General features: G+C 45.1%; 26 protein-coding genes. 9 read left to right on the top strand and 17 right to left on the bottom strand.

Going from position 1 to position 26,457, the window contains the following annotated elements:
- Positions 1 to 3: 3 nt before the first annotated feature.
- Positions 4 to 1,185 carry a multidrug effflux MFS transporter gene (locus AC1DDX_RS01070; RefSeq protein ID WP_172660868.1) on the bottom strand — a complete coding sequence of 394 codons (1,182 nt, stop codon included), beginning with the start codon at positions 1,183 to 1,185 and terminating at the stop codon, positions 4 to 6.
- A 225-nt stretch (positions 1,186 to 1,410) separates the two neighbouring features.
- Between AC1DDX_RS01070 and AC1DDX_RS01065 the strand changes: the two genes are divergently transcribed.
- Entirely contained in the window at positions 1,411 to 2,565 is a 1,155-nt protein-coding gene (locus tag AC1DDX_RS01065; RefSeq protein ID WP_172660867.1) for a pyridoxal phosphate-dependent aminotransferase, read from the top strand.
- A 35-nt stretch (positions 2,566 to 2,600) separates the two neighbouring features.
- The gene (locus AC1DDX_RS01060) at positions 2,601 to 3,449 is read left to right on the top strand and encodes a prephenate dehydrogenase (RefSeq protein ID WP_172660866.1); all 849 of its coding nucleotides are present in this window, start codon (positions 2,601 to 2,603) and stop codon (positions 3,447 to 3,449) included.
- Positions 3,450 to 3,577: 128 nt separating this feature from the next.
- On the opposite strand, the gene AC1DDX_RS01055 is transcribed toward AC1DDX_RS01060, so the two are convergent.
- The 16 genes from AC1DDX_RS01055 to AC1DDX_RS00980 form a co-directional block, all read right to left on the bottom strand.
- The gene (locus tag AC1DDX_RS01055) at positions 3,578 to 3,877 is read right to left on the bottom strand and encodes a hypothetical protein (RefSeq protein ID WP_172660865.1); all 300 of its coding nucleotides are present in this window, start codon (positions 3,875 to 3,877) and stop codon (positions 3,578 to 3,580) included.
- Between the two features lie 65 nt (positions 3,878 to 3,942).
- Complete coding sequence (locus AC1DDX_RS01050; RefSeq protein WP_477621714.1) at positions 3,943 to 4,731, bottom strand: hypothetical protein; 789 nt, start codon at positions 4,729 to 4,731, stop codon at positions 3,943 to 3,945.
- Positions 4,732 to 4,750: 19 nt separating this feature from the next.
- Entirely contained in the window at positions 4,751 to 5,854 is a 1,104-nt protein-coding gene (traM, locus tag AC1DDX_RS01045) for a conjugative transposon protein TraM (RefSeq protein WP_477611791.1), read from the bottom strand.
- Positions 5,851 to 6,186, bottom strand: coding sequence for a hypothetical protein (locus AC1DDX_RS01040; protein WP_288879740.1), 336 nt, complete (start codon positions 6,184 to 6,186; stop codon positions 5,851 to 5,853). Before AC1DDX_RS01040 ends, traM begins: the two co-directional genes overlap by 4 nt.
- A 2-nt stretch (positions 6,187 to 6,188) precedes the next feature.
- Positions 6,189 to 6,806 (bottom strand): conjugative transposon protein TraK, encoded by a 618-nt coding sequence (traK, locus tag AC1DDX_RS01035; RefSeq protein WP_477611790.1) that lies wholly within the window; start codon positions 6,804 to 6,806, stop codon positions 6,189 to 6,191.
- A gap of 14 nt (positions 6,807 to 6,820) precedes the next feature.
- A complete protein-coding gene (gene traJ, locus AC1DDX_RS01030) occupies positions 6,821 to 8,023 on the bottom strand; it encodes a conjugative transposon protein TraJ (protein WP_477611789.1) in 1,203 nt (400 codons plus the stop codon).
- A 10-nt stretch (positions 8,024 to 8,033) separates the two neighbouring features.
- Positions 8,034 to 8,660: a TerB family tellurite resistance protein gene (locus AC1DDX_RS01025; RefSeq protein WP_448633408.1), complete on the bottom strand. Its 627-nt coding sequence runs from the start codon at positions 8,658 to 8,660 to the stop codon at positions 8,034 to 8,036.
- Positions 8,657 to 9,310 (bottom strand): hypothetical protein, encoded by a 654-nt coding sequence (locus AC1DDX_RS01020; protein WP_477611788.1) that lies wholly within the window; start codon positions 9,308 to 9,310, stop codon positions 8,657 to 8,659. Before AC1DDX_RS01020 ends, AC1DDX_RS01025 begins: the two co-directional genes overlap by 4 nt.
- Positions 9,311 to 9,314: 4 nt before the next feature.
- A complete protein-coding gene (locus AC1DDX_RS01015; RefSeq protein WP_477611787.1) occupies positions 9,315 to 9,758 on the bottom strand; it encodes a hypothetical protein in 444 nt (147 codons plus the stop codon).
- A complete protein-coding gene (locus tag AC1DDX_RS01010) occupies positions 9,755 to 10,426 on the bottom strand; it encodes a conjugal transfer protein TraI (RefSeq protein WP_477611786.1) in 672 nt (223 codons plus the stop codon). The genes AC1DDX_RS01015 and AC1DDX_RS01010 overlap by 4 nt, the downstream gene beginning before the upstream one ends.
- A gap of 4 nt (positions 10,427 to 10,430) precedes the next feature.
- On the bottom strand, positions 10,431 to 12,878 hold the full coding sequence (locus AC1DDX_RS01005) for a TraG family conjugative transposon ATPase (RefSeq protein WP_477611785.1): 2,448 nt from the start codon (positions 12,876 to 12,878) through the stop codon (positions 10,431 to 10,433).
- On the bottom strand, positions 12,875 to 13,684 hold the full coding sequence (locus AC1DDX_RS01000) for a hypothetical protein (RefSeq protein ID WP_448633415.1): 810 nt from the start codon (positions 13,682 to 13,684) through the stop codon (positions 12,875 to 12,877). The genes AC1DDX_RS01005 and AC1DDX_RS01000 overlap by 4 nt, the downstream gene beginning before the upstream one ends.
- Positions 13,681 to 14,010, bottom strand: coding sequence for a DUF4133 domain-containing protein (locus tag AC1DDX_RS00995; RefSeq protein WP_448633416.1), 330 nt, complete (start codon positions 14,008 to 14,010; stop codon positions 13,681 to 13,683). Before AC1DDX_RS00995 ends, AC1DDX_RS01000 begins: the two co-directional genes overlap by 4 nt.
- A 10-nt stretch (positions 14,011 to 14,020) precedes the next feature.
- On the bottom strand, positions 14,021 to 14,458 hold the full coding sequence (locus tag AC1DDX_RS00990; RefSeq protein ID WP_477611784.1) for a hypothetical protein: 438 nt from the start codon (positions 14,456 to 14,458) through the stop codon (positions 14,021 to 14,023).
- Positions 14,459 to 14,468: 10 nt separating this feature from the next.
- Positions 14,469 to 14,798 (bottom strand): DUF4134 domain-containing protein, encoded by a 330-nt coding sequence (locus tag AC1DDX_RS00985; protein ID WP_477611783.1) that lies wholly within the window; start codon positions 14,796 to 14,798, stop codon positions 14,469 to 14,471.
- Between the two features lie 193 nt (positions 14,799 to 14,991).
- On the bottom strand, positions 14,992 to 15,453 hold the full coding sequence (locus AC1DDX_RS00980) for a hypothetical protein (RefSeq protein WP_477611782.1): 462 nt from the start codon (positions 15,451 to 15,453) through the stop codon (positions 14,992 to 14,994).
- Positions 15,454 to 15,864: 411 nt separating this feature from the next.
- On the opposite strand from AC1DDX_RS00980, the gene AC1DDX_RS00975 reads away from it, so the two are divergent.
- From AC1DDX_RS00975 to AC1DDX_RS00945, 7 genes are all read left to right on the top strand, one after another.
- Positions 15,865 to 16,437, top strand: coding sequence for an RNA polymerase sigma factor (locus tag AC1DDX_RS00975; RefSeq protein ID WP_477611781.1), 573 nt, complete (start codon positions 15,865 to 15,867; stop codon positions 16,435 to 16,437).
- Positions 16,438 to 16,517: 80 nt separating this feature from the next.
- Entirely contained in the window at positions 16,518 to 17,648 is a 1,131-nt protein-coding gene (locus AC1DDX_RS00970; protein ID WP_477611780.1) for a FecR family protein, read from the top strand.
- A gap of 299 nt (positions 17,649 to 17,947) precedes the next feature.
- The gene (locus tag AC1DDX_RS00965) at positions 17,948 to 20,059 is read left to right on the top strand and encodes a SusC/RagA family TonB-linked outer membrane protein (RefSeq protein ID WP_477621713.1); all 2,112 of its coding nucleotides are present in this window, start codon (positions 17,948 to 17,950) and stop codon (positions 20,057 to 20,059) included.
- Positions 20,010 to 21,275, top strand: a complete 1,266-nt coding sequence (locus AC1DDX_RS00960) for a TonB-dependent receptor domain-containing protein (protein ID WP_477621712.1) — start codon at positions 20,010 to 20,012, stop codon at positions 21,273 to 21,275. The genes AC1DDX_RS00965 and AC1DDX_RS00960 overlap by 50 nt, the downstream gene beginning before the upstream one ends.
- A gap of 13 nt (positions 21,276 to 21,288) precedes the next feature.
- On the top strand, positions 21,289 to 22,806 hold the full coding sequence (locus AC1DDX_RS00955; protein WP_477611778.1) for a RagB/SusD family nutrient uptake outer membrane protein: 1,518 nt from the start codon (positions 21,289 to 21,291) through the stop codon (positions 22,804 to 22,806).
- Between the two features lies 1 nt (position 22,807).
- Positions 22,808 to 24,394, top strand: a complete 1,587-nt coding sequence (locus tag AC1DDX_RS00950; RefSeq protein ID WP_448633424.1) for a family 16 glycosylhydrolase — start codon at positions 22,808 to 22,810, stop codon at positions 24,392 to 24,394.
- A 532-nt stretch (positions 24,395 to 24,926) separates the two neighbouring features.
- Positions 24,927 to 26,457: lantibiotic dehydratase (locus AC1DDX_RS00945; RefSeq protein ID WP_477621711.1), on the top strand; the 1,531-nt coding region annotated here is incomplete at its 3' end.

Below are 26,457 nucleotides of genomic sequence, written 5' to 3'. Positions count from 1 at the left end.
TCACTACCTTTCCAGATGCTTATGCTGCAAACATAAATAAGCCACAACGGCACAACAATACATCATTAAGATCATGGGGTAGGCTGTACCATTGTAAAGTATACTTAGTATTGATGTGATCAAAAAAGCAGATAGGTAACTTACGGCTCCTACCAGTGCAGAAGCTGATCCGCTGAATGATGGAATGGCTCCGATATATAAAGAAGTAGTGTTGGGTAGAATCAAGCCAAGCATAGCTAAAAATATAAAGATCAATGCCAATAAAACAGCGAAAGGCCCATTAAAATATAATACGATTATCATTATTAAACCTGTAACCAATTGGCACATCATTGCAAGTTTTGTGATTTTTTGAACCTCAAAATGTTTCAGCAGTCTGGTGTTGAGTATTCCGGTAGCAATTATTCCTATCGCAAAACCGGAAAACACAAAGCCGAACTGCTTTTTGCTTAACCCATAAATCTGTGTAAATATAAATGGCGAAGCCGTAATAAAGGAGAATGCTGCGCTATTGCTAATGGCTCTTACTATTGCATAATTAATAAATGCGGGATGTTTTATGCAATAGATATAGTTTTTGAATATGACAGGAAGGTAGAATTTTTTATCAGCAGCCGGAGGTTTTCCTGCGGGTAAAATAGTTAAACATCCTATTAGTCCTGCTCCCGAAACAACTGCCATAATTAGAAATAGGTATTTCCAGGTGGATGCTTCGGCTAACATCCCGCCGGCTATTGGCGACAATATTGGCGAAACCCCCATTATGATCTGTAAAACAGTGAATACATGGGCTGCATTTTTGTCCTTATAAATATCACCTACCAATGCCCTGCAGATGACCTGACAAGCGCTTCCTGCAAGCCCCTGGATAAACCTTAGTGTCAGAAATACAGGGAAAGAACTGGTAATTACGCAGCAAATGCTGCAAAGGACATACGCTGCTAACCCCACTCTTAAAGGGGTTTTTCTGCCCCACACATCAGACATGGGACCAATAAACAATTGGCCAAAGGACATGCCGAACAGAAACAATGTTACGGTACCTTCAATACGAACAATTGGTACTTTAAAGTAATTGGCCATTACACCAAATGCCGGTAAATAGATGTCAATGGAGATCGAGCCTATTGCAGTTAAAATACCTAAAGTTAACGTGATCAATAAGGGCTTCGCATTGATTTTCATCGAAATATTGGGTAGCTGAATTTTATGATAAAGCTATACAACTAAATTTACTCATATGAAATTTCTTATGTAAAAATTATGACTTAATTTTCTCGATTAAAAACCTATTTTTATGGCTTGAAAGAAAACAGTTTTTTACAGATCAACATCAAAACGAATCTATAGATATTTACTGTCTGAATTAATTCGGTTATCACTGTTTCGGGGTAAAAGTAATTTTTAATCATGATTGCAAAAAGAATGGAGGGGGTTAGTGAATACTACTTCTCCCAAAAACTTAGGGAGATAGAATCCCTGAATAAAGAAGGCAAAAACATCATTAACTTAGGCATCGGGAGTCCCGATCTCCCACCACATCCGGATGTGATCAGGACATTGCAGGAAGAGGCTGCAAAGCCAGGTGTACATGGTTATCAGGGATACAAAGGCATACCTGCATTGCGACAGGCCTTTGCAGATTGGTATCAAAAGTGGTATCGGGTAACGCTTGATCCTGACACCGAAGTATTGCCCCTGATTGGCTCTAAAGAAGGGATCATGCACATCTGTATGACTTATTTGAATGAGGGTGAGGAAGCATTGATCCCGGATCCCGGTTACCCTACTTATGCCAGTGCAGTTAAACTGGCAGGAGGCAAAGCTGTAACTTATCTCTTACAGGAGGAGCGAAACTGGTATCCCGATCTCCAGGCACTGGCCGCTACGGATTTGAGCAAGGTGAAGCTAATGTTCGTGAATTATCCGCACATGCCTACCGGGCAGCAGGTAAATGCCGGGATGTTTGAAAACCTGATACGCTTTGCAAAAGAAAATCAAATCCTGCTGATACATGATAATCCATACAGCTTCATTCTAAATGATCATCCTGTAAGCCTTTTGGAGGTGCCTGGTGCTAAAGAAGTGGTACTGGAACTGAACTCCTTGAGTAAATCTCATAATATGGCGGGTTGGCGCATCGGTATGCTTTGCGGATCAAAAGAACGGGTTGAAGAGGTGTTGAGGTTTAAAAGTAATATGGATAGCGGAATGTTCCAGCCGCTGCAAATGGCGGCAGCAAAGGCTTTAAGTCTTGGGACTGACTGGTACAATTCTATCAACAGCATCTATTCGCAAAGGAGAGATAAGGTATATCGTATACTTGATATTCTGGGCTGCAGCTATGAGCTTAAACAGGTTGGTTTATTTGTTTGGGCAAAAATACCTGATCATTACCCGGATGCTTATGCCCTTAGCGATGAAATCCTTTACGGAGCAAATGTTTTTCTGACCCCGGGAGGCATATTTGGCAGTCAGGGAAATCGGTACATCCGGATCAGTCTTTGTGGCGATCTTTCCAGGTTTGAGCAGGCGATAGGCCGGATCAGTAACTCGTATAAATAACGCATATACTCACAATAAAAAAAATACCTAAACAGATGAAAATAGCAGTTGTAGGTCTTGGACTTATCGGCGGTTCCATGGCCATGGTGTTAAAGCATAGGGGCTTCGCTTCAAAAGTGATAGGAGTGGATAATCAGCAGACACATACGCAGAAGGCACTGGAACTTGGGATTGTCGATGAAGTGGCTGATCTGGACAGCGCAATAGCAAGCAGCGACCTGGTTATACTTAGTGCTCCGGTAAGCGTATGTGAGAAATTACTACCTCATATCTTAGATCTTGTAACACACCAGGTTGTACTGGATACCGGTTCCACTAAAACCTCTCTTCTGGAGGCCGTAAAGGGGCATGCGAATAGGGGAAGGTATATCGCCACGCACCCCATGTGGGGAACAGAATTCAGTGGCCCGGAAGCGGCAACATTGGATGCGTTCGACGGTCGGGCCAACGTCATTTGTGATGCAGGGGAAAGCGATAAGGATGCTCTTGAAACAGTAGAACGGTTGTATAAATTACTTGGCATGTACAATGTATACATGGGCGGAAAGGATCATGATGTACATGTGGCCTATGTCAGTCATATTTCCCATATTACTTCCTTTGCCCTGGCCAATACGGTGCTGGAAAAAGAGAAAGAAGAAAATGCCATATTTGAACTGGCCAGTGCGGGTTTCGAAAGTACAGTAAGGCTGGCCAAAAGTAGTCCTGCCATGTGGATGCCCATATTTAAACAAAATAAGGAAAACGTACTTGATGTGTTAAATGAACACATTACTCAGCTCAGGAAATTCAAATCCTGCATTGAGAAGGAGAATTGGGCATACCTTACCGAGCTGATGGAACATGCGAATAAAATCAAAGATGTCCTGGACCGGAAACAATAAAAAGTGTGCGCTGACGGAATAAACCATTTTGATATCTTTTTTAAGAGGACATAGCCCGGCTCCAGAGGCCGTCACAGCAGCTTGGCTCGTTTACAGTCTGAGGACAATTGCGCTAAATGTATCTCAAACTAGGGTGCGGTGGAGAAATCCAGCATCATTACTTTGCTGCAACTCATTCTATTGAAGTTGGGCTGGTAGAGTATATACCCATATTCATCCAGAGCCCTGATGGCGCTATGCCAGGTTGCACTGCTGGATACTTTTGCCTGCGGCATGAGCTGCTTGCTTTTTACCCGGATGAAAGCGGGGTGATCGCTTTGAATCCAGTGCCGATAAAGCGCCATGTAAACGGCAATGTGTGTGGTCCTGATTCGTGGGTCGTGTTCGATTTTTTCCAGAAATTGCTTTAAAATAACTGTTGCTTCCATTCTTTCTTGGATATTGTGATTTGCTGACGCCAGTGTTGGCGTGAGCGGTTTGGAATTCTTGTTTGCTAAGACATGGTGGGACCGGACTTTTTTACCCTGGGTCTGGGTGTCTTGTTTTCCAGGGATGTTGCCTGGGAATTTATTTGTTCTTTCCCCTGTTGCTGGTTGAGGTACAATTTATTCAGGTTCATATCGTATACGTCAACACTTTTAAATCGGGGATTGGCGGCCAGGAAATGCTGCTGCAATTGACCATCTTCAACGAAGTTTACCGATTGCAGGTTACCTTTTTGGAGCGATTGCAGCAGTCTTGCAGCTGTTGTTTCGTCCCCAAGTTCTGCAATGGGCAATTTTTCCAATGCTTGCTGCAGATCAAAGCCATAATTGTCCCCAAAAGTCTGGAATTTGTAGTTTCCGTATTTATCGGTTTCCTTAAAGTTCRGCTGTGTCCAGGCATTGTATTTCTCACCTGTAGTGACGTATTTGTCCTGGATCAGGTCTTTCTCCATTTTGCTGTACTCCTTGAAAACGGATCTCCCGCTTAGCAGGTTATAGGCCTCTTTCTGGGTGATGTTGTTCTCCTTGCCGATTTGAAAGGTTTGGCTCATCAGCTCTTGGGAGTGCGGAGGTCTGAATGTGAGTTCATAACGGTTAAAAAAGTACAGGTCGCTTGACTCTGAACGACTGAAATCCAACCTGGAGACCACCACATCATTGCCGAATTCTGTGCGGTTTAAGAGTTGAAATTCTTTGAGTTCTTTGCCGATCTTCTCATTCAGCTGGCTTTCATAGCCTTCACCAAATCCAGTGTATTTGATCTGGTCTTTCAGGAATTCTACATTTTTCTTGTTCATGATTTTTGGATTTAATTAATTAATGTGATTGATTGTCTTTTAACAGTACCTGGTAGCCGGCTTTGAGCCTTGCTTTGATGCGCTTTATTTTTTTTCCGAACAATCCCTTGGCAGTAGTGATGCCTGCCCCGGCAATCTGTGTACTTAGATTCTGCTCCATCCCCATGAGCTGCAGGCCCTGGATGGCATTATCGGAACCCTCTTTGAGCGCATCCGTAATTACGGCTTCGGGTGCATTGATGCCTTCCATACTGTCTTGCAGGTCATATACCACCAGGTCAACAGGGATGATGGCATAGCCAAGCCCGATGCTTTTAATGTGCAGGCTGATTCGCTGGTTGCTGATTTCGCAGCTGCCATAAACCTGATGTCCTTTAGGGATGTGTTGTCCATTCAATACTGCTGAATCCAATAGCCTTAAGGCCACCACGGTACCTTGTTTGACCTTCTGGTCTTTCGCAATGATGGCAGGAATGGCGGTGTAGGTCATTTTAGTGCCTTCGGGCAGAATTGGGTGGGTTTTCTCCTTCAGCAATTCCGGATGCTGAATCTCCTGGATCTTTTCCAGTAGTTGCTGGAGTTGACTGAGCTCGGGATCCTCTTGTTTTTCTTCTTCCACAGCGTCCATCATCGCGCTCAGTTGCTGGAGCTGATGAGTGTTTTCAGCTACGGGAACCGGATTGCTTTTTAAGGTAGTATCCGAAAATTTTTTCTCTGGCTGATTCAGTACCTTGTTAAGCTGTTCCAGCTTTTGATAGACTTGTAGCTCGCCAGGCTCAGGACGATGCCCATTCAGCAGCAAAGGGTCCTGGTCAAATGTCTGCGGGGCGGCTGAACCATTTGACGAATAATAAGGATCTGTTTTAGACTGCTGGGCGAGTCGATTGGAATCGGCGGTTGCCTTTTCATAAAAGCTCATCTTATTGAGCGGCTTTATCGTGTCGTTTTTGGCGTCGGGCAGTTCGGTATTGATGCCAGTAGTGGAAATTCCATGATTTGTAATGCCTTTTCCGCCACCTAGCAGTACGAAAAGGAGTGTGGCAAATGGCACGATGATAACAGGCAGGAAAGTAAAGAACCTGCGTTTGTTGAGAAATTCCGGGGATTTGAGTAGTTGATTCATTTCTGTGGTTTTTTACGTGATTCATAAATTTTTTCCATCAGTAACAGACTGTCCGAAGGCTGGGTCTGGGTGATGGGGGCACTTTTTGTTTGAACAGGAGGAATGGGCTGAGCCTTTAGCCCAGTGTTACCAAGCAGTGTAATGTTCCATGCGGTGAGGAGAATGGCCGCAAGCAGCAACGTGACGATTTTTATTTTCCTCGGCAGGCAATTGAACAAGCGGTTCATTCCATTGGCCCAATGCGTTTGCAGCTTCAGAATTACCGTGCTGATGTTTCTGGCGATAACCTCTTGCAGCATTGCTTTGCGCTGTCCTTCGTTGTTGTTTTTCATGATTAGGGTTGTGTGGTTTTCAGGTCTTTGTTTTCCAGGGTGTTCCAGCGTTCGATTAGAAAGCCATGGGGATTGTTGTCACTACGAATCACCTCCCGGAGATAGCCCGAAGTAATGAGTGTTCTGCGGAGCTGACCGGTCTGGCGGATAATCTGTTGGGTAGCATAGCAGCGAAAGGGGTAAGGGTAGCTCCTGGTATCAATTTTAACGCTATCCACCTGGAGTGATTGGCTGATATTGCCAGCTATCAAACCTGCATAGTAGCCCTTCTCCTCGAGATTGTCGTAGGCATGTTTGGCACTTTGATCAGCCAGATACAGGGACTTGGTGATGTGCTCCTTGATGACTTTATCGTCAGGGCTGAGGCTGAAAAAAAGCTGGTGAAAGGTGGCGACATGATCCCTGGCTTCTACCTCCAAGTTGTCTTTTCTGTTGGAACTCATGGCGCTGACCACCTTGCCGTTGAGCAAAATCAGTACACGATCCTCCGCCCGGGCGACCCGCTGGTCTGAGTGGTAAGTATAGAAACAAGTGAAAGCCAGGTTTGCCAAGACAACCACCAGGCTGAAGGTCCGGATTTGTCTGAAGGCGGTATCAATATTTTTTATTTGCTGAAACATATCGCTGGGATTAATTAAGAGCCAAGTATTTTATCTTGCATGTAACTGCCGGTGTTTCTGGATGATCCGCCAGTGCCCCGATCGGTACCTGAGCCGCCGGCGCTGAGACCGAGTGCTGTACCCATCAGGTGCTGCGCCCCGCTGGCTGCTTTAACGGCGCCCGCGGAGGCAACAGCGGTAGTACCTGCCGCTGCCCCTGAGACCATGCTGGTAATTTGCTGGGTCATGGCGCCAGCCCCGCCGGCATTGACAATGTAACCAGCAACACTGGGAACGGTAAAGTAACCGACAATACCAATCAGCAGGAAGATCAGGTAAGCGGTGTCCGTAGCGCTAAACAGCGTATCTCCATTTTGCTGAATCTCACTGATATCCAGAATGAGCATTTTCTCCTGTACTTTTGCGATGATGCTGCCGAAGATATTGGCCACAGGCAACCACAGAAAGATATTCAGGTAGCGTGCCAGCCAGGAACTCAGTGTACTTTGAAACCCGTCAAATACCGCGATGCCGAATACCAGCGGTCCTAGAATAGCCATGACCACCAGGTTGAAAGTCCGAAGGGTGTTGATGCACAGCGCAGCTGCTTCATACACGACCCGCAGGATTTCACTCATCCATTCTTTCACTGAATTCCTGAAATTGTAGGAGGCCTTTGACATGGCAAAGCGGACTTCATTGCCCAGGCCCTCCAGAATTCCTTCTTCTGCGGGATCCTGGTTGTCATAAGTGTATTTATACCATTTGTCCCGGTCACCCTCACCGGTCGATCCGATGTACATTTTCCAGGCATCGCTTGCCTTGACCTGCTTTTCCTTGGCTTTAAGGAGCCTGGCAATCGCCTGATTGGAGCCGCTCATCATTTCAGCAGTAGCGGTTACCGTAGGTTTCATTACCCCATTGATCATGCTCAGTACCGAAGGGTAGATCATAATGGCAAAGCCCAGCACAAAAGGGCGAAACAGGGGATAGAAGTTGATGGGTTCTGCGTTGGCAATGTGTTTCCATACCCTGGAGCCGATGTACCAAAGGGCTGCGAAACCGGCAATGCCCTGGGCAACGCCGATGAGTTTACTGCATAAGGGCATCATTTCCAGATACAGCTGGTCGAGGACACCATGCAGGCTGTTCATCTCCTGGGCAAGCCCCTGTGCCTGGCAAAATGCCGGCAGTAGTAAAAAAAATAATGGGGCTATTCGTTTTGTCGTTTTTTTCATGTGGATAAGTCTAGGGCCGGATGCCATAAAGCTCACGGCTGGATTGAATGTCTTGATTCGATGCGCTGCGCTGCAGGGAAAGAAGACTGGTCGAAGTATTGAATTTGTTCAAAAAAACTAGCTTTTGCTGCAGCTCCAGATAGATCTGGTCAATGGCAGCGAGCCGCTCCTGGTCTGACATTCGTAGCCGTCCGGCAGTGACGACCGCCAGCAGGTCATTAAGGTTGTCCACACTTTGCTTTAGGAGGCGGTCATAGATTCTGGCGATATACTGCAGCTCATCCGGACTGAAACTGCCACTATGGAGGAAACGCCGGTAAGCGGTTTTGTACTGGCCAACCAGGATCATCTGACCGGAAACAATATCGGCCACCTTTTTATACTTTCTGACCGCCGGGCTAACCTGCATCAGCCCGTCTAAAAAGATCCGATGCAGGTTGAAGTTCCCCTGGGAAAGGTTCCGGACGGTATTGTAGCCGTTGCTGATGAGGGTATAACCTTTTTTCATGTCTTTAAGTATTTTTTTAAACTGGTCAAGTTTTTCAACATTCAGCAGCAATTGCTGCACTTCCTGACTTTGCCCTTTTCCATAATAACAGGTCAGCTGAAGCAGGAATATGAGTAGCAGGATTTTCATAACACCGTATTGAGGTTGCTTAACCTTAGTTCCAAATTGATATTCCTTAATTCGGATGTCCTTTGTTGGTCCAGGGACATACCTTGTTGCACAAAGCTTTCGCAGAAATTTAGATGCGACAACAGCTGGTGATGCAGCTCCCTGAGCCGGTTGATCCGCTGGGCATCGCTGAGTTCCAGTTGATGGTCTTCGGTCAGCTGGTAAGATTCTTCCATTGCCTGCGCACAGGAGCTACGGAGTTTTTGAAAGACCCTTTGCTGATAGGACAGCTCATCGGGAGAAAAACTTTCTTTCTGTACCGCTTCTTTCAGGTAGCTGGCGCTGAGGCGGAATATATGATCCTGGAGCTGGACCATGTCAGCGAGCAGGCTTAGGCTTTTTATGTTGGTACGTGGATTTTTTAACCCCGAAAAATATAGGCTGTGAAGGTTAAAGTCTCCTTTTTTTAATGCACTGATGGTGTTGGTCCCAACTTTAATGATGTTATAGCCCTGCCTGGCAAAACTGAGGTAAACTTGCAGGCCTGCGACCTGTTGCGCCAGGTATCGCCGCTGGGTTTTTTTCTGTTTAAAGAACTCTGCCCAGGTCTGGGCTTTGCCGGCCGATCCAATCAGCAGCAAGAGGGAAAAGGTGAAAAATATGGATTTCATATGTTTAACGGGTTAGGTTTTTTTTGTGTTTTTGCTTTGTTTTTAAACCAGCTGGGGCCACCCAGGCCGCGGCCCAGCTGCATTGCGGTAACTCCGAATGGCTGTTGATCTGCTGATAGTCGTAGTCCCGTGTCAGGCCATTTTGATTCAGGCAGATGATGTCCATGCTTTTGATCAGGAATCCCCTTTGCCGGGTATAATCCAGGCTGAAAATACAGCTGACGCGGTATCCTGCTTTCAGTCTGATGTCCTGGCTGACTAAGGAAAGCTCAGATGGTTTTTTGCCGAGCACTTCATGGGTCAGCATCAGGTATTTCAGACTGTCTGAAAACGTTTTGCCGTCTTGTTGAAAGGTTGCCAGGAACGGTCCGGGGTAGCCTTTCTGAGCAAGCAGATTTTCCAGGTCTGCGACATGCCTTTTGATCCGTTGATGGGCTTCGATGATCATTGCAGTCCGTATAAGCGCTGTATCTGGCGCAGGTCATTCTGGTCCGCTGCCCGGCTAAGGGAGAGGCTGATGTTTTGCTGGTTGAAGTGCAGCAGGTCGAAATAGGCCTGATCTGCCTGGTCTGAGGCCTGCCTGATGAGTTCCAGCCTGGCCGCGTCACTCATCTGGGTTTGAAAGGAATCTACCACCAATAGGAGCTGATCCATTTGCCGGACGCTTTGCTGCAGAATTCCTGCATATACTTTTGCCATATATTCCAGCTCGCCGGGAGAAAAATGTGGATCCTTTTTCAACAGTTGCCAGGCTTTGCGATAAGCCTGCACCAAACGAATCTGGCCAGCGCCAATCGCTTTGACCTGGTGGTAAGCGCTGATGATCTGTTTCACTTTACTCAGCTCTGCAAAGTAGTCCTGGTAAAGGTCCCGCTGCCTCTGGGTCCAGTCGGAAATCTCTCCCAGCTTGACTTTACTCATCGCATTTTCCAATGTCTTCTGCGCATTTTGTAACCAGATGGTTTGATTTTGCATACGCTGGACTTTCAGGTCAATGGCTCTGATGACTTTTTTAACGCCGGTTTTGATGACTTCGGCAATGACCAGCTGAGCCTGGACAGGTTTTGGTTGCAGCAAGCCTGCCAGCAAAACAATGGTGATCAGTAATGTTTTCATAAGTTTAATTGTTGTTTTTGTCTTTCAGCAGCGCTGTTATTCCCGCTTCCATACTACCGTGTTTTTCTGCGGAAGTGCTGACCAGAACCCTTTCCCTTCCTTCGGTGGTGTAGGCATAATATTCTTCGGGACAGAGCTCATTTTTGTAGACCTTAGCCCTTTGTCCGCCAATCTCAATGAAAATCTCCCTGTTGTCCTTATTCACCGAGAGCAGGATCGTTTTGGCCTTATCGGATAGTCCCAGGGCATTTTGGAGTTGGTCAAACTTGTGGAGGAACTTGCGCATGTCCATCAGGATTTTGATGTCAGCATTGTTAATGATGGCATCTTTGATGACCGGTGAACTGATCAAATCATCCAGTTCCTGGGTAATGACAATGGGTACCCCGTTGAATTTGCGGATGGTCTTAAAGGCATACTTCAGGAATTCGGCCATCCCGGACTTGGCGATGGCTTTCCATGCCTCGTCTATGGTGAGTACTTTGCGGACACCCGGTAGCTTGCGCATCTTTGAGATGAACAGCTCCATGACAATCAGGGTGACTACGGGGAACAGGATGGGATGATCCTTGATGTTGTCCAGTTCAATGACAATGAAAGGCTGTTGCAACAGGTCCAGGTTTTCCCAGGCATTGAGCAAATAATCAAATTCACCGCCCTGATAGTAGGGACGCAAGACATACAGGAAATTGTCCAGGTCAAAATCCTTATCTTTTACCTTGTGTTGCCTGAGTAAAACGCCATATTGGTTTTGCAGGAAATCATAAAAGGTGTTGAAGCATGGGAATATTTTCTGGTCTTTTTTCAATTCGTCATAATATCCCTGCAGGGCATTAGATAAGGCCACATATTCACTGCGGTTGAAAGGATCGTGTTCCTGTTTCCATAAGGAGATGAGCAGCGCCTTTAAACTTTCTTTTTTTTCGGTATCCAGTACGTTTCCTTCCGCCAGGAAAAAGGGATTGAACCGGATGGGGTTATCCTCGGTGTAAGTGAAATAATAACCTCCGACCAATTCACATAACCCTTTATAACTGCCACCGATGTCCACCGTCACGCAATGTGCTCCCTGCTGGTACAAGGTGCTGAGGATATGGTTGATGGTCATGCTTTTGCCGCCCCCTGAGCTTCCACAGACTAGCATGCCCATATTGGAGGCGATACCCGATGTCCTTGGCTCATCAAACAGGTCTACATAGACGGGTTTGCCGTTTAACCGGTCACTGAAACGGATGCCCTGACCGGGGCTTACACTTCGGTAATTGCTTTCCAGATTTAAAAAGCAGCATGCCTGCTCGGCAAAGGTGTCAAAGGTATCATTCATCGGAAAATCTGCCGCATTTCCAGGAATACCAGCCCACCAGATCTGTCCGGCACCAACCAGCTCAGGTTTGGCTGCCGCATCCATCTGATTGAGCGCAGAGCAGACCTTATTTTTCAGCTCAGGGAGTTCTGCTTTGTTGCCGGTCCAGAGCAGTACATTGAAATGTGCTTTTACTGGCAGGCGCTGCTGAGCGATGGCCTCATTTAAGAATTCATTACTGGCATCCCTGGCAATGGTGTTTTCCCGGGAGTAAGCCGACAGGGATTGCAGGCGCAGTCGTTTATTTTCAATTTTTTTTAAGCTTGCCTGGGGATCATCAACAAACAGGTACTGATTATAAATGTGGTTGCAGGGCAACAGCATCCCCAGCGATCCGGCGAAACCGATAGGAAATTTGGTTTTGTCAGTCGAGAATTTATCATAAGTGATTCTTGGTCCGCACAGATGAGGCAGGTCGGCTGCATCACCCAAAGTATATAGCTGTGCAAACTGGTCGCCAATTTGTATGCCGTCCTCAAAAGAGATGTCTTTATAGAGAAAGTCCCGGGGACGTTCACACAGGCTGCAGTACCTTTCAATTAAGCCTGATTTGCGCCGGTAACTTTCCAGCTCCGGGGCTTTGAGCCTTTTGAGTTTAATGAGGCCACAGTCCTCCATGATGCGCTTGAACTGACTGACCTGGTCCAGAAAGGTGTCAAATGCTGCCGGTTTCAAAAACTCGCCGGGCACAATGGTTTTTTTAAGCAGGTTGCAGAACAGCGAGCTGCTGGTTTTCCTGCCTGCGGGTTTTTTGCAGAGCATGAGGTAGCATTCATGCTGCAGGAATGGCCTGCCCTGGAAATGTCTGGCACTGCTTTCAGCTAAAAATCCTGGAAGATGCTCCTGCACCTGATGGGCACTTTGCAGGAACCAGTCTTGCTTGTGCATCAGGCTGTGTTTGGGCAATACTTTAATGGCTTTGACCCAGCTCTGGTGGAAAGCCTCATATTCTGCATCTGAAAGACTGAAGATCTCCGGAAGCTCCGCCTGGAAGACCAGGGTGAGGTCTCCCTGGCTGGAGAGAATACAGTCATTTTCTATACCCATAATGGGCAGCATGTCGAAAAGGTTTGGTGTCTTGGTGTTCATATGCTTTTTCCTTTCCTACGGGGTTGGATGTAGGATTTTAATTTGGGTGCCTGAGGGGCTAGGTTTTTCTTTTTTTGCAGGTCGACCATTTCCTGATGTGCAAGTTTGGTCAGGGGAGTGGCCATGGCCTGGTGACTCATTTTCATGGGAAAGCGTGATAACAACTCGGTGTCTTCCAGCTTGTAAAGCCTTGCTGCGCCCACGGGATCCAGCAGGATCTCATTAGGCATTTCCAGTAGGACGATTCCTTCCCGAAAGGGCGTTAAAACCGATTCTTTGCTGATCTGTTGTCCCTGTTTGGTATCAAAGAATAAGCGCAGTTTCTCCCCGTCGGCGCTCAGCTCCAGTTCCTTGATCCCGATGCGCGCTGCAGGTTGGGCTACCGGACGCAGTTCCCGCATGCGGACATCAATGATGTAAGGTTTTCCCATCAATGTGATTGTGGGCAATTCACCTTTAAGCCTCCGGTCGATCGCCTCATCAATCATCAGGATGCCCCAGTTGTGGCGGTAACTGGTTTGATTGAAAAGTGCCGGCAGGCTGCTGTCTTTGCCGAATTCTTTTTGCAATACCTCTTTGGGAATGATGATGCGCCGGAGCTGGGGGCTGAGTTCCCGCATGAGCTGCAAATGGGATTTGGCTACTTTTTCAACGATCGCATAGATCATCGAATAAAATCCCCCTTCTTCTTTGAGCTGGGAAAAGGGAATCTTGTTTTCTGGGTAGGCTGCCTGCACAAATTGCTGTTTTTCACTGTCGACATGGAACAGTGAGCCGTCCAGGATAATGCTGATATTGGCTTTCATGAGCGGGTAGGATTTAAGTGTTGAAAGGTAATCCGACTATGATTTTTGATCAGTTTGGGCATTTTTCGTCTGGCGATGGCCTTCATCATGCCATGCTCGCCATAGGTATTGCTCCATTGGTAAACTTTGATCATCAGGATGGCCCCGGTTACCAGAATAAAGGCCATACAGAAATAGGTATTGAGCCCGATCAGGTACAGCAGGACAAGAAGGATTAGCAGCATCAGCATGCCACCGGCAAAATATCCGATGTATTGCGCCTTGAGCCCTTTAAACTCAATGCTTTTATTGATGCCCTTGTTGATGGAATAAACGCTGTTGTTCATGACTTTGATGTTAAGATTTGGTCGTATTCAGGTATTTGTTGATCTGCCGGCAAACCACATAGCGAATCAGTGTGTCGTTAAGTTTTGCCTCACTGAAATGCATGGAATTGAAAATGGGTGTGCATACTGCGATCAGGTGGACAATTTCCTGGGTTAGGGTGCCGTTCTCCCGAAGCTGCAGGTAATCTCCTGTAAATTCTTCTTTCAAAAGATTGCGCAGGTACTGGTATTTAGAAGGCCTTAAGTCGGCAGTAAGCACTTTCATCAAGACCCGGGCAACCAACTCAGGCTCCTCTTCGGTGATGGTAAGGGAGTTGAATGAGGGGAGATGCTTCGCTAGCCTTTCTTCGAGGTATTGATCCAGGGCCCTATGTTGCAGACTGATGATCAGCTCAGGATTGTGCTGTACCAGATAGTTCTCGAGTTGCTTTTTTAACTGCTCTTTCATGGGAATGGAATTAAACGCCGAAGAAAGATTTGATGATGGTCGCTACAACGACCAGGAAGATGCAGCTGCCAAACCAGGCGGCTGCAATTTTGGAGGTGTCCTGGTCACCGTTGCTCCATTTCTGATAGACTTTAACTGCACCGATGAGCCCGAGCAGGGCTCCTACAGCGTACATCAGCTGGACCCCGGATTGGAAATAACTTCTGACTTCGGCGTTTGCCTTTTGAATGCCGGCATTGCCATCCTGGGCACTACTGTACAGGTGGATTAAACAGAGTAGGAGTATTGCCCCGTATTTCTTTAAGTTCAGGGCTTTATGTGGTTTGGGTATTGCTTTCATATCATTTTTTCTTGTTCATGGAATGGAATTTCTGTCGCCCGGTACTTCACCGTACCGGGTGCAGAAATGGCGGCCGTCACGCTGCCCTGTTTTCCTGTTTTTTTGCTAATGCGCTTGGCAGGGGCGGCGGCCAGACTTTATTCCCCTATGCCCGCCAATGGCCAGAGCGGGCATGGGGAATTCCAGCTCAGCGCTACCATAGCTGCTGGAGTTCGGTTTCATCAGGTGGGGAGATTTCTGCTAACTGGCATTCTCTGATGATCATCTCATTGATGGATGGACGAAATGGCGAATCTTTCAGGTCAGGGTAGTCATGGATCACCTTTCTGAGTTTTTCTGTTAAGCTGGTTTCCATGGTTCCTGGCCCCTTCTGGTGGATCTGTGATTTGAGTCCGGCAATCAGGCTTTCGATCCTGTCAAAAGTTTCCTCGTTGTTTTGAGCTGGGGTGATTGGTTGATCAGGGAGGATTTGATTGGCCGGCAGTTGCTGCTCACCTGTAGCAGGCTCAGATGGTTGGGAAGGAATGTTTTTTTTGCCGCTGAGCAGCGCCCTGAGCGCTTGTGGATAAAACCGGATGGCAATCCAGGTATAGTAAACAAGTGTCAGAATAAGGAGTCCGCTAAGGTACTGTGTCCAGGTAACGAGGTTTAACATGTCTGTAATTTTTAGTTTCTGTTTTTCGTCCCTGCTGCAAGATCATTGGTCTTGCAGCGGGCTGATGAAACAAAGGTGGGCAGGCTGGAGAAGTACCAGGGATACATAAGAAAAGCTGTATCCCTGTATCTGCTGGTATTCAAGTCTATAAATTACACGTCATTTATTGCTTAAGCGTTACAGGGAACTTGGTGCCGCAATCAAGCGATAAAGGGCTGACGCTGTTTTTGAAAGAGAGGACACAGCTAATCTCTCAACAAGTATATGTATATAAATCTTAGGGTTATTTTGTTGGCTTCCGATGGGTAGCTGAAAAAATGAGAGACAAAACCATCTGGTTGTTGATATATTTCATTTAGTTCTATATAATTGCCTGAATATTTCAATAACTTTATAGGCAGGGACCAATTCATGACTGATTATAGCGAATTTAATGATTCTGAGCTAGCTAACCTGCTGAAGGAAGGGAATCAGTATGCATATACCGAAATATTTGAGAGATATAAAGGCTTGCTTTACAAACATGCATTTCGTTTGCTCAATGATCAGGAAGAGGCTAACGACATCATTCAGGATCTTTTTTTGACGCTTTGGCAAAAGAAGGCTGAACTTAATTTCAGAACTTCATTGTCTTCCTACCTCTACAGCGCAGTGCGCAATAGGATATTTGACCTGATCAGCCATCAGAAAGTAGCTTCTAAATATCTGGATTCCATCAAAGTTTTTGTCGAGCAGGGCGATTACATTACCGATGAACAGGTTCGTGGAAATGAACTGTCCAGGATTATCGAAAAGGAAATTGCTTCTCTTCCCCCAAAGATGAGAAAAGTCTTCGAATTGAGCCGCCAGGGGGAACTGTCTTATAAAGAGATTGGCAGACAACTGAATATTTCTGATAAAACAGTAAAGCAGCAAGCTTATAATGCAGTAAAAATTCTCAAGCTAAAGATCAATTCTTACCTCTCACTTTTCCCTTTTTTATAATTTTTTTATTTTTCTTCTAATACCTTTCAGGTGGTTCCCCGTCTTAAGGTTATAAAGGGGTAAACAGCCTCTTGCTGATTATGGAAGAAAAGCAAATTACCGAGCTGTTAGAAAAATATAAGAACGGACTACTGGATGACCGGGAAAAGGCAATACTCGAAAGCTGGTATCTTCAGCAGGCGGACAACAGTCCGCATGAGATCAGCGATGATGACCTGAACCATAACCTGGAGCATATCGCCACCGGCCTTCCTTTAAAATACCAAAAGCCTGAATATCAATTGTGGAAACGCGTGGGTTCCGCCGCTGCAATTCTTCTGGTGGCAGGATTGGGCTATTATTTTTTCCGCCCTGAGCAGTTAACTATAACTACTGCTGTAGCTAAAATGCAGGATGTGTCTCCAGGTGCGAACAAGGCTGTTCTCACACTGGGCAATGGCAAAAAGATCAGCATTACAGATGCCAAGGATGGAGAACTGGCCAATCAAGCTGGTATCAGTATTAAAAAGACAGCAGACGGACAATTGGTTTACAGGGTAGATGACGTGGGTACTGCGGGTAAAAATCCTGTATTTAATACCATTGAAACGCCAAGAGGTGGACAGTACCAGATCGTATTGCCTGATGGCACAAAGGTTTGGCTCAATGCAGCTTCAAGCCTCAAATTTCCGGCGAGCTTTTCAGGTTTGGCCAGCAGAAAGGTGGAGCTGAACGGCGAGGCCTATCTTGAAGTAGCCAAGGATAAAAAGCATCCATTTATTGTAAAAACACCACAGCAAGAGGTTGAAGTATTGGGGACCCATTTCAATGTGAATACATACAGCGATGAAGATGCCATAAAAACGACCTTGCTGGAAGGCGCTGTTCTAGTGCACCTGGAAGGACAAAAAGACATCAGGCTTGCGCCAGGACAACAGTCCGCCATTCGCAAAGCCAGTCCTGCAACGGTAAGCGTGGTGGATGTGAATGAGGCCATTGCCTGGAAGAAAGGCAATTTTGAATTTAATAATGAAAATGTATATCAGATCATGCGGAAGGTTGCCAGATGGTATGATGTACAGGTCATTTATGAAGGAGAGATCCCGCTCAGTACGATGGAAGGTACCATGTCCCGGTTCCAGAATGTCTCAAAAATATTGGATATCATGCAAAGTACCGGCCTGGTCAAGTTTAGAATTGAAGGCCGGAAAATATACGTCAGTAAAATATAGGACTTAGGCCAGGCAAGGCATATTTCCGCAAATAACCTAACCATTAACCAAATAAAACATGAAAAGAAAACTACGACAGCCGCATTAACCAAATGCAGAAGGGCCCCGTAAAAACAAAACGTGAAAGTGTTAGAGCACTTCCACGCCAATTGTCAGGGTCACCCTTATCCGGATTTTCATCCTGGAAAAATTGATTAGAATCTAGTGTTAAACCCAAACAGAACAAAAGTATGAATTTAAATGCTTTTCACAAGATGGCAGGGCCCATGCCTGGCCTGCTGTCGAAAATTTTATTCGTTATGCGAATCACCACGTTTTTATTATTTGTAATGCTCATGCAGGTCAGTGCATCAGGCCGTGCCCAGAGAATTACATTGTCCGAAAAAAATGCTTCTTTGAAAAAGGTGATCGAAAAGATCCGCCAGCAAAGCAATTATGATTTTTTCTATATCAAGGATAATCTGAAGTCGGCAAAACCCGTCGACATTCAATTGAATGGCGTCTCGGTTGAAGAAGCGCTTAAGGCCATATTTGCAAACCAACCCCTGGGATATGAACTGAAAGACCGGGTAGTGGTGATCAAAACAAAACCAAGAGCCCTGATCCCAGCATTGACCCCTGTATTTAAATCCGTGGATGTGGGCGGCAGAATTACCGATCAGGCTGGTGTAGCCATTCCGGGAGTAAGTGTAAAGATCAAGAATACGCAGAGAGGGACGGTTACCGACGCCGATGGTAAGTTTCAGCTGAGTCTGATCAAAGGAGATGTCCTGGTGATGAGCTATGTGGGGTTTCAGACAAAGGAGCTTGTTTACGATGGACAATCAACCATTGAGGTGATCATGGAACAAACCAACAACGCGCTTGGAGAGGTAGTGGTGATTGGTTATGGAGCGGTAAAACAGAAAAACCTGACCGGTGCGGTAGTACAGGTGAAAGGTAAGGATTTGAATTCCAGTGTGGCTTCCAGTTTCCAGCAGACTTTGCAAGGAAAGGCTGCTGGGGTTGAAGTGATACAGCCTACAGGACAACCAGGTGCGGGTGTTACCGTGAAAATCAGGAGTAATCCATCTTTTGCCAATGCTGGTGTTTTATATGTAGTGGATGGTGTTCCTGTTAATGATGCTGCGGGACAACCCCATCTGGGCGGGAGCGTTGGTGGCGCGAGATATGTAGAAGATGGGGTGGATAAATCACCTTTGAACTTCATCAATCCAAATGATATTGAATCGGTCCAGTTTTTGAAAGATGCGAGTGCAGCTTCTATTTATGGCGCCAGAGCTGGTGCCGGAGTGGTTTTAATTACCACCAAAAGAGGTGCAGAAGGTAAGGCGAAAATTGAATACACAGGGTCTTATGGCAGTCAGCAGGCAGATAAAATGTACCCGGTTTTTGGTGAACAGGATTACATGACACAACGCAACCTGCTTAAGCAGGAGATTTGGTACAGAGATAATAAAATTGCCCCTTACTATGGAAATGTACAGACAGGTACAGTAACACCGTATACTCCTGTTTTTACACCGTCGCAGATTGATGGGGCATCCAACAACAATCCATCTGCTATGGATGCAATTGTAAGAACGGGCTATACACAACAGCACAACCTGTCTCTTTCCGGTGGTAATGGTAAAACCTCTTATTTTGCGTCTGGAAATTACTTTGACCAGAAAGGTGTAATCATTGGCACCGATTATAAAAGATACAATGGCCGGTTAAATATAGATCAGATCGTTTCTGATAAAATTAAGATTGGTGCAAACATTATTGCTTCCAATTCAGAGGCTGATAATACCGTAACTGGTGGCCAAAATGAGAATGGGGGAATTGTAACGGCTGCAATTTATTGGGCGCCTTCTGTGCCTTTGAGGGGACCAGATGGTAGCTATCCATTAAGTCCTTACTACCCCAATATTCCCAATCCTTTATCTTATGCAACTGTTACAGACAAAACAAAATCTACGCGCTTATTAACCAGTGCATATGGAGAATGGACGATTGTTGAAGGATTGAAAGCGAAGGGAAGCTTTAGTCTGGATCAGTCTAATGCTAAGCGGTCATCTTACTTTCCGACAACCTTTTTATACGGCGCTCAAGCCAATGGGTCTGCAAGTATCTCTCAATCAGATAGTCAGTCTAAATTGTTTGAATATACTTTGTCTTACAACAAGAATCTTTCCGAAAAACACAACCTGAATGCAGTGGCGGGTTATACCTATCAAAGGACAGATACTGAAGGTTTTAATGCTGGTAACCAGAATTTTCTTTCTGATGTTACGCAATACTATTCGCTTCAATCCGGACAAGCCGATAAGCCTACGGTAGGGTCGAGTAAAGGACAATTAACCTGGGCATCATATTTTGCAAGGGCGATTTATACCTACAACGGCAACATCACCGGTATTGTCTGATGAAGCGCTTTTAAGTGCTGTTAAGCAAATCTCTTTCCTGAAATTGCGTGCAGGGTACGGGGAGACCGGAAATAGTTCTTTTGAGGGGGCGGCTTTCCCGAAATACGGTCCAGACCGAAGTGCCTATTTTGGTTCCGGTAGCCTGAATACCGGTGTTTCTTTGACCAGAGCTGCTAATCCAAACCTAACCTGGGAAACTGCTGCCGAAATTAATATTGGATTGGATTATGGTTTGTTTAATGACAGAATTACCGGATCATTTGATTATTACAGCAAGACGATCCGAAACCTAATTGCTTATGTAACTTATCCAACAGGGTTTGTGATTAATGGTGTATATACCAATGCCGGTAAAACCAGGTCTAAGGGCTATGATATATCCTTACAAACTAAGAATATTGTCTCTGAATCCGGAGATGGTTTAACCTGGTCTACGAACCTGACTTTTTCTCACTATTTGAACTATTGGGTGCAAAGGTCTCCTCAAGCCCTGTCGGTATTAGAAAAATATGAGGTGCCATCTGGTAGCGGTGCTTTATTTAATCCCTTCTTGGGTTACCAATCTGTCGGGCTGTTTACAGGTCAGTACGGAACTGCACCAAGCCAGATGCCGGGAATGCTTCCAGGAGGCGTGATTCTTAAAGATATTCATGGTTATGATGCTGCAGGTAATCTTACAGGTCCTGACGGAAAGATCACTGCGGCAGACCAAATGTATATCGGTAACGAGGATCCTCAGTTTAATTTTGGAATAGGCAACAAATTTAGCTATAAGAACTTTGACTTGAATATTTTTATGTCGGGACTTAAACAGAAAAAATGGTCACCTTATCTAAACGGCCGGGCAAATGAAAGAACCACTAATGCTTATGGCTTTAATGCAATGCCCATTTCTACAAGCAGATGGAGCTTTCAAAATACAGGAGGCAATTTTCCAACTTCGTTGCATGATGCCAGTTACGGAGGTTACCAGGATGGTTCTGATTACTGGCTAGTCAATGCAACATTCTTGCGCTGCAGAAATATTACGCTTGGTTATTCACTCCCTGAGCGATTGATGGCAAGACAGCATGTATTCTCTAAGATCAGGCTTTCCTTTGATGTTCAGAATCCTTTTACGATTACCAATTACCCTGGACTTGATCCGGAACTGGATACATCGAATTTTTATCCGATGGTAAAAAGTTATGTGTTTGGTGTTAATGCTTCATTTTAATAATAAAATCGTCATGAAAAATCATATAAATACAAAATTGTCTAAATCATTATTGTCAGCCTGTTTAATGGGAGCTGCTCTTTTTTTAGGCTCTTGTAAGAAAAATTTAGATTATGTCAGTTATGGAGATCTGAATTCTGTAGTTAAAACGGCAGCAGGGGCCGGAGCGGTGACCAGTGCAGCCTATACGGGGCTTGCAGGGGGTGGAGACTGGCAAGGTGGATGGACTGCCGGCACCTATGCCTGGAGAACACAAGCCATGATGACCACGGATGAAGGCGTTTGCGCCTGGGGAGGCGATTGGATAAAACTGAATAGCCTGAATTATAATCCAGACTTTGATTGGGTTACCCATAATTATAAAAACTACATGCCGTACATCTCCAGGATTGCTATTAACCTGGAAGATATACAGAATATCAGCATGGATGAAGCTTTGAAAAAACGTTACATTGCCGAATTAAAGGCGCTCCGTGCACATTATGCTGAGTTGATTTATTTCAATTACGGACCGGTGAACATTGTTACTGATCCAAAAATTGCAGCAGATCCAAATGCCCCGGTTCTGCCCAGACCGGCAAGTTCTGTTACGGTAGCACAGATTGAAAAAGACTATCTGGAAGCCATTGACGTTTTACCCGATCGTTTTACCGGTGGTGATTACGGGCGCTTCTCTAAGGCAGCGGCACTAACGGGCCTGATGAAGCTGTATATGCATGAAAAAGACTGGCAGAAAGCTGTATCAACGGGTATGCGGATCAAAACGATGGGTTATTCATTGCAGGCGAATTACGAGGATAATTTTAGTATAGCCAATAAAGGAGGGGCTTCAACAGAGATCATCTTGGCTATTGTTTGTACACCAACTGGCGGTGATCAGTATACCAATATGTGGCTTGCACATTCTTTGCCAGCAGACTATAAAGATCCATCGGGGGTTAACTTAACCGCCTGGGGTGGATATAAAATGCCCTGGAAAACCTATGATAAATTTGACCACGCAGATAAGAGACTTAAAGTGCTGTTAAGTAAATACCCAACAGGAAAAGATGCGGCTGGTAATGTGATCTATAAGGATGCCAGGGCTGCAGGTGATATTGGGGCGGTACCGATGAAGTTTGCACCTGATCCCTCTAAAGCAAACGCACAGAACAGTGGTGTTGATTTTCCGGTATACCGGTACGCTGATGTGTTGCTTATGCTGGCTGAAAGCATTAACGAAGTCAATGGTGGACCTAATGATGAGGCATATAGTGATATCAATGCGGTTAGAAACAGAGCCGGATTGGCCAATCTGACCTCTGGTTTGTCGAAGGCACAGTTCCTGGCCAAAGTTCAGGATGAGCGTTTATTTGAGTTATGGGCAGAAGGTTGGAGAAAGGACGATCTGATCAGATGGAACCTGTTTATCCAGCGTGCAGCAAACGATGGTTCCGGGACAGCTGAAACTTTTAAAGTATTGCTCCCACTTCCAAGGGTGGTGATCAATCAAAGCAACGGAGTGATTAAACAAAATCCAGGATATAATTAAAATGAGGATTCTATTCTTTTTACTTTTTATCACTGCAGGGGCTATTGCACAGACCCCTGCAGTTCCTTTAAATTTAAAAACCCTGGGTACCAGGAGCTGGATCCGGCTAGAATGGACAGGCCGGGCTGCTGATCAGCTGGGTTTTAAGGTCTATTGGTCTGAGCAAAACCGAAAACCGGCATTGCCGGGCGCAACGATAGGGTCCAATCTGCAGCGCTATTATATACAGGATGTGAAGGAAGAAACCCAGTATTATGTGTGGCTGGAAGCCTATAATAAGACGGGTTCCAGTAAACCTCTTTGTGCTAAAGTAACGACAACGAAAAAATGGCAACTGGATAGGGATGAACTTAGGAACCTGGACATAGCCAGCTCCAGTGCTGTTCCTGACGGGATGGAGGTTTTCTGGAATGATGAGTTCAATGACGATTTGCTGAATAGGAATAAGTGGTCAACAAACTATTATTCCAACATTGATTTTCTCAAAAAAGACAATCTATCGCTAATGCTTCACGATAGTCTGCCTCAGCCTGGAATGAGTTTTAATGGCAGGAGCATTCATTTGTTTACCAATGACGTTGTGCCTGTTCGCAGTTTTTATCCCGCTAGCGGAAGGAAAATCTCTTCCATTCAGACATACGATTGGCGGAAAAATGAGAACTACCTGGACAACAGCAGAGGTGGTTATTTTGAGGTACGGGTTAAAAGGAGCAGCTCGGGTAAGCCACAAGGGGTAAATACAGCCTTTTGGTTTGATTCACCTGGCCCTGATCTGAAATATTATCTTCAGCAGGGGACCCTATTGGATGGCATCTCAGGCATCAGACCTGCAGGGCAGGTTTTTGAAATTGATGTGTTTGAGAACCTGGACGCCCAGTTTGTATTGCACGGACATGTAGATGAGCATGGGGCTTTTCAGCATAACCTCGCTACAGATATTGCCGAAGGCTTTACCCATGTTGACCAATGGGTAACACATGGTGTCCTATGGACGCCCTCGAGCATTAAGCATTACATTAATGGCAAGCTGATTAAAGCTTACGACAATAAAAACCAGATTTATTCGCCCAACCATTTTATGAATGTCTTTTTGGGAAGTTACGGTGCAGGGGGATCAGTTGATATGGAGGTGGATTACATCCGGGGATACCAATGGCCTTTATTGAAAGGAAATGAATTGCCAAACCCAGGGTTTGATGCAAATAAGAATTTGTCGCCCTGGGAAGGAACTGGTGAATTGACTTCAGATGTGAAGCGAAATGGAGATCATGCGCTGCTTTTAAATCCGGGTCAGTACATAGAACAATATGTATACCTCAATCATAGTACAGCCTATCAGCTGGAGCTTTGGATGAAGGGGAAAAGCCATCTTGAGGCAACGGTACAAAACGTTACGCAAGTGTCCGGAGTGCTGGATAAAGGCAGTAAGTTTGAAGTCAGCGGTGCCAATAACTTTAGTGTTAAAACATTAAAGTTTAAAACAGGATCGGAATACCTGAATCATATGAAGACAGTAAAAGTGAGGTTTTTAAATACAGGTAGCTCAACGGTAATATTAGATGATGTTAAGGTCTCAAAGGTAAGGTAGTTCATCAGGCTGATCCGATCGAAAATTAATAGATCTCGGGCGGCGTTGAACCAATATTTAGGGCTTTCAGGAGGTGTCTGGAAACAGACCTTCCTTTTCAAAATGGAGAGATCTCCGTGGAAATTAGCCTTCCCGAATGTCATTGTATTTAAAAGCATACCAGCAAACTGTGAAACTGAGCGGGGCACTGATCCTAAAATTAGTATCTCCAGGTTCGTGCGTCTTCATAGAAGGCATACTGCAAAACAAAGCCCCGGGATTCAACTCGTCAATTTTGAAATTCTGAGCAGTTGAACGATTTAATTCAAATAAATCGCTTGTAAACTGAACTAATAGAAAAGAATATTATGATCTTGTTTTTTGCAACTTTTTAATTATTATATCGATTGGTCCGAAATTTATATGAAGCGATTACTTGATAGGGATAAGGTTGGCTTTTTTGACTATTAATATTTTTAAATACCTGTATTTCAGGTGTTTGTTATTTTATTTTGAGGATTTTATTCGGCATCTTGGATGTATGATGCGTCAAATGAAGTATTCTTTTTATCCTAAATTGCTGATCAGAACGCCTGCGAAGCCATTTTCCAATTTCAGTCCTGAAAGCCTTTCAAGGGTGCTCCTGGACAAAGATTTTCAGCAGGCATTGTTCATGGCTAGTCCTGACTTGTACATCGAGTTGAAGAAACATGGGTTTGCCTATGAATTATTGGCTGTTGAACATCGTATGGCTGCATATAAATATTACAACAGGATGTCCTATAGGGCAACGCCATTTGGTGCATTTGCGTCTGTATCGCTGTTAAACTGGGAGGTGCACGACAAACCTATGCTGCGTGACACAGAGCAACTTTTGATCACTTTTCCTAATTTTGGAGGAGCAGATCCTATTGGTGCCTGGACTGAGGAAACACTCATTTATGTAAACCCATCCATTTATAAGCTTGGGAGTCAATTCCGTTATTTATTTCGCCAGTGCAGCTCCGGGGAGGAGAGATCCACCTTTAAGCTCATGAAGGTTTATAAATCAAGACTACTTGCAAAACTATTGAAATTCCTTGAGCAACCAAGCAATTACAAGGCAGTGCTTAATTTCCTGAGGGAAGGCCTTCAACAGGAAGACGGTCCAGCTTTAATCGCAACATTAATCAAGGCGCAAGTGTTATATCATTCTGCATTGCCACATATTACCGGAAGTTTTTTACAAAAAACAATTGATCCAACTGCCAACAATCAGAAATCCTATTCAATTGCTTTTCACAAGCAACGGGGAAGCCTTTCAGTCAGCTTTCAAGATGACATCCTGGAAGGATTAAAAGTYCTCGATAGATTAGCGCTTGATCAGGAGGGTGCCTTGTCAAATTTTGCTAAAAAATTTATGAAAAGGTTTGAAACTGCGGAGATCCCATTGCTATTGGCCTTAGATCCTCAATACGGAATAAGTTACCTGGGAACGGAGAGATCGGCTATGGAAGAAGGTAACTTAACACGCCCTTCAGATGATAAAAGTCAGAAAAATTTTAAAAAGAACTGGACTGCGGTAAGTGCGTTGCTTTTACAGAAAATGTCTGATGCTGATAAGAAGAGGGCTATCTCCCTTTCGGTGAATGACATTGAGCGACTGCCCATACCCGACAGCGTAAAACACTTTCCCCCCTCATTATGGGTTATGTTCCGGCAAGCAGGATCTTATCTATTTATTGAAAATGCAGGCGGCAATAGTGCGGTGAGCATCGCGGGTAGGTTTTCTCATCATCAGCAAATTCACAATGAGCTGAGAATGATCACTGCAATGGAACAAGCAAAAAATGCTGAGGTTGTGTTCGCAGAGATCGCCGCTATGGATGATTCCGTTTCAGATAACATCAACAGCAGGGCGCACCTCCGGGATTTTGAAATTCCGGTTCTGGTACATGCTGATTTACCAAAAGAGCAAATCATTTCATTGAATGACCTGTATATTAGCGTAGCGGCCGGGCAAGTGATCATGCGTTCTAAACGGTTGAATAAAATTGTTATTCCAAGACTGGCGAGTGCATATAATTACAACCTTAGTAACCTGC

Source organism: Pedobacter sp. 10L46_2 (assembly GCF_056395165.1).
Note: the sequence above shows the minus strand (reverse complement) of the source record. Positions and strands in the feature narration are given on the sequence as shown.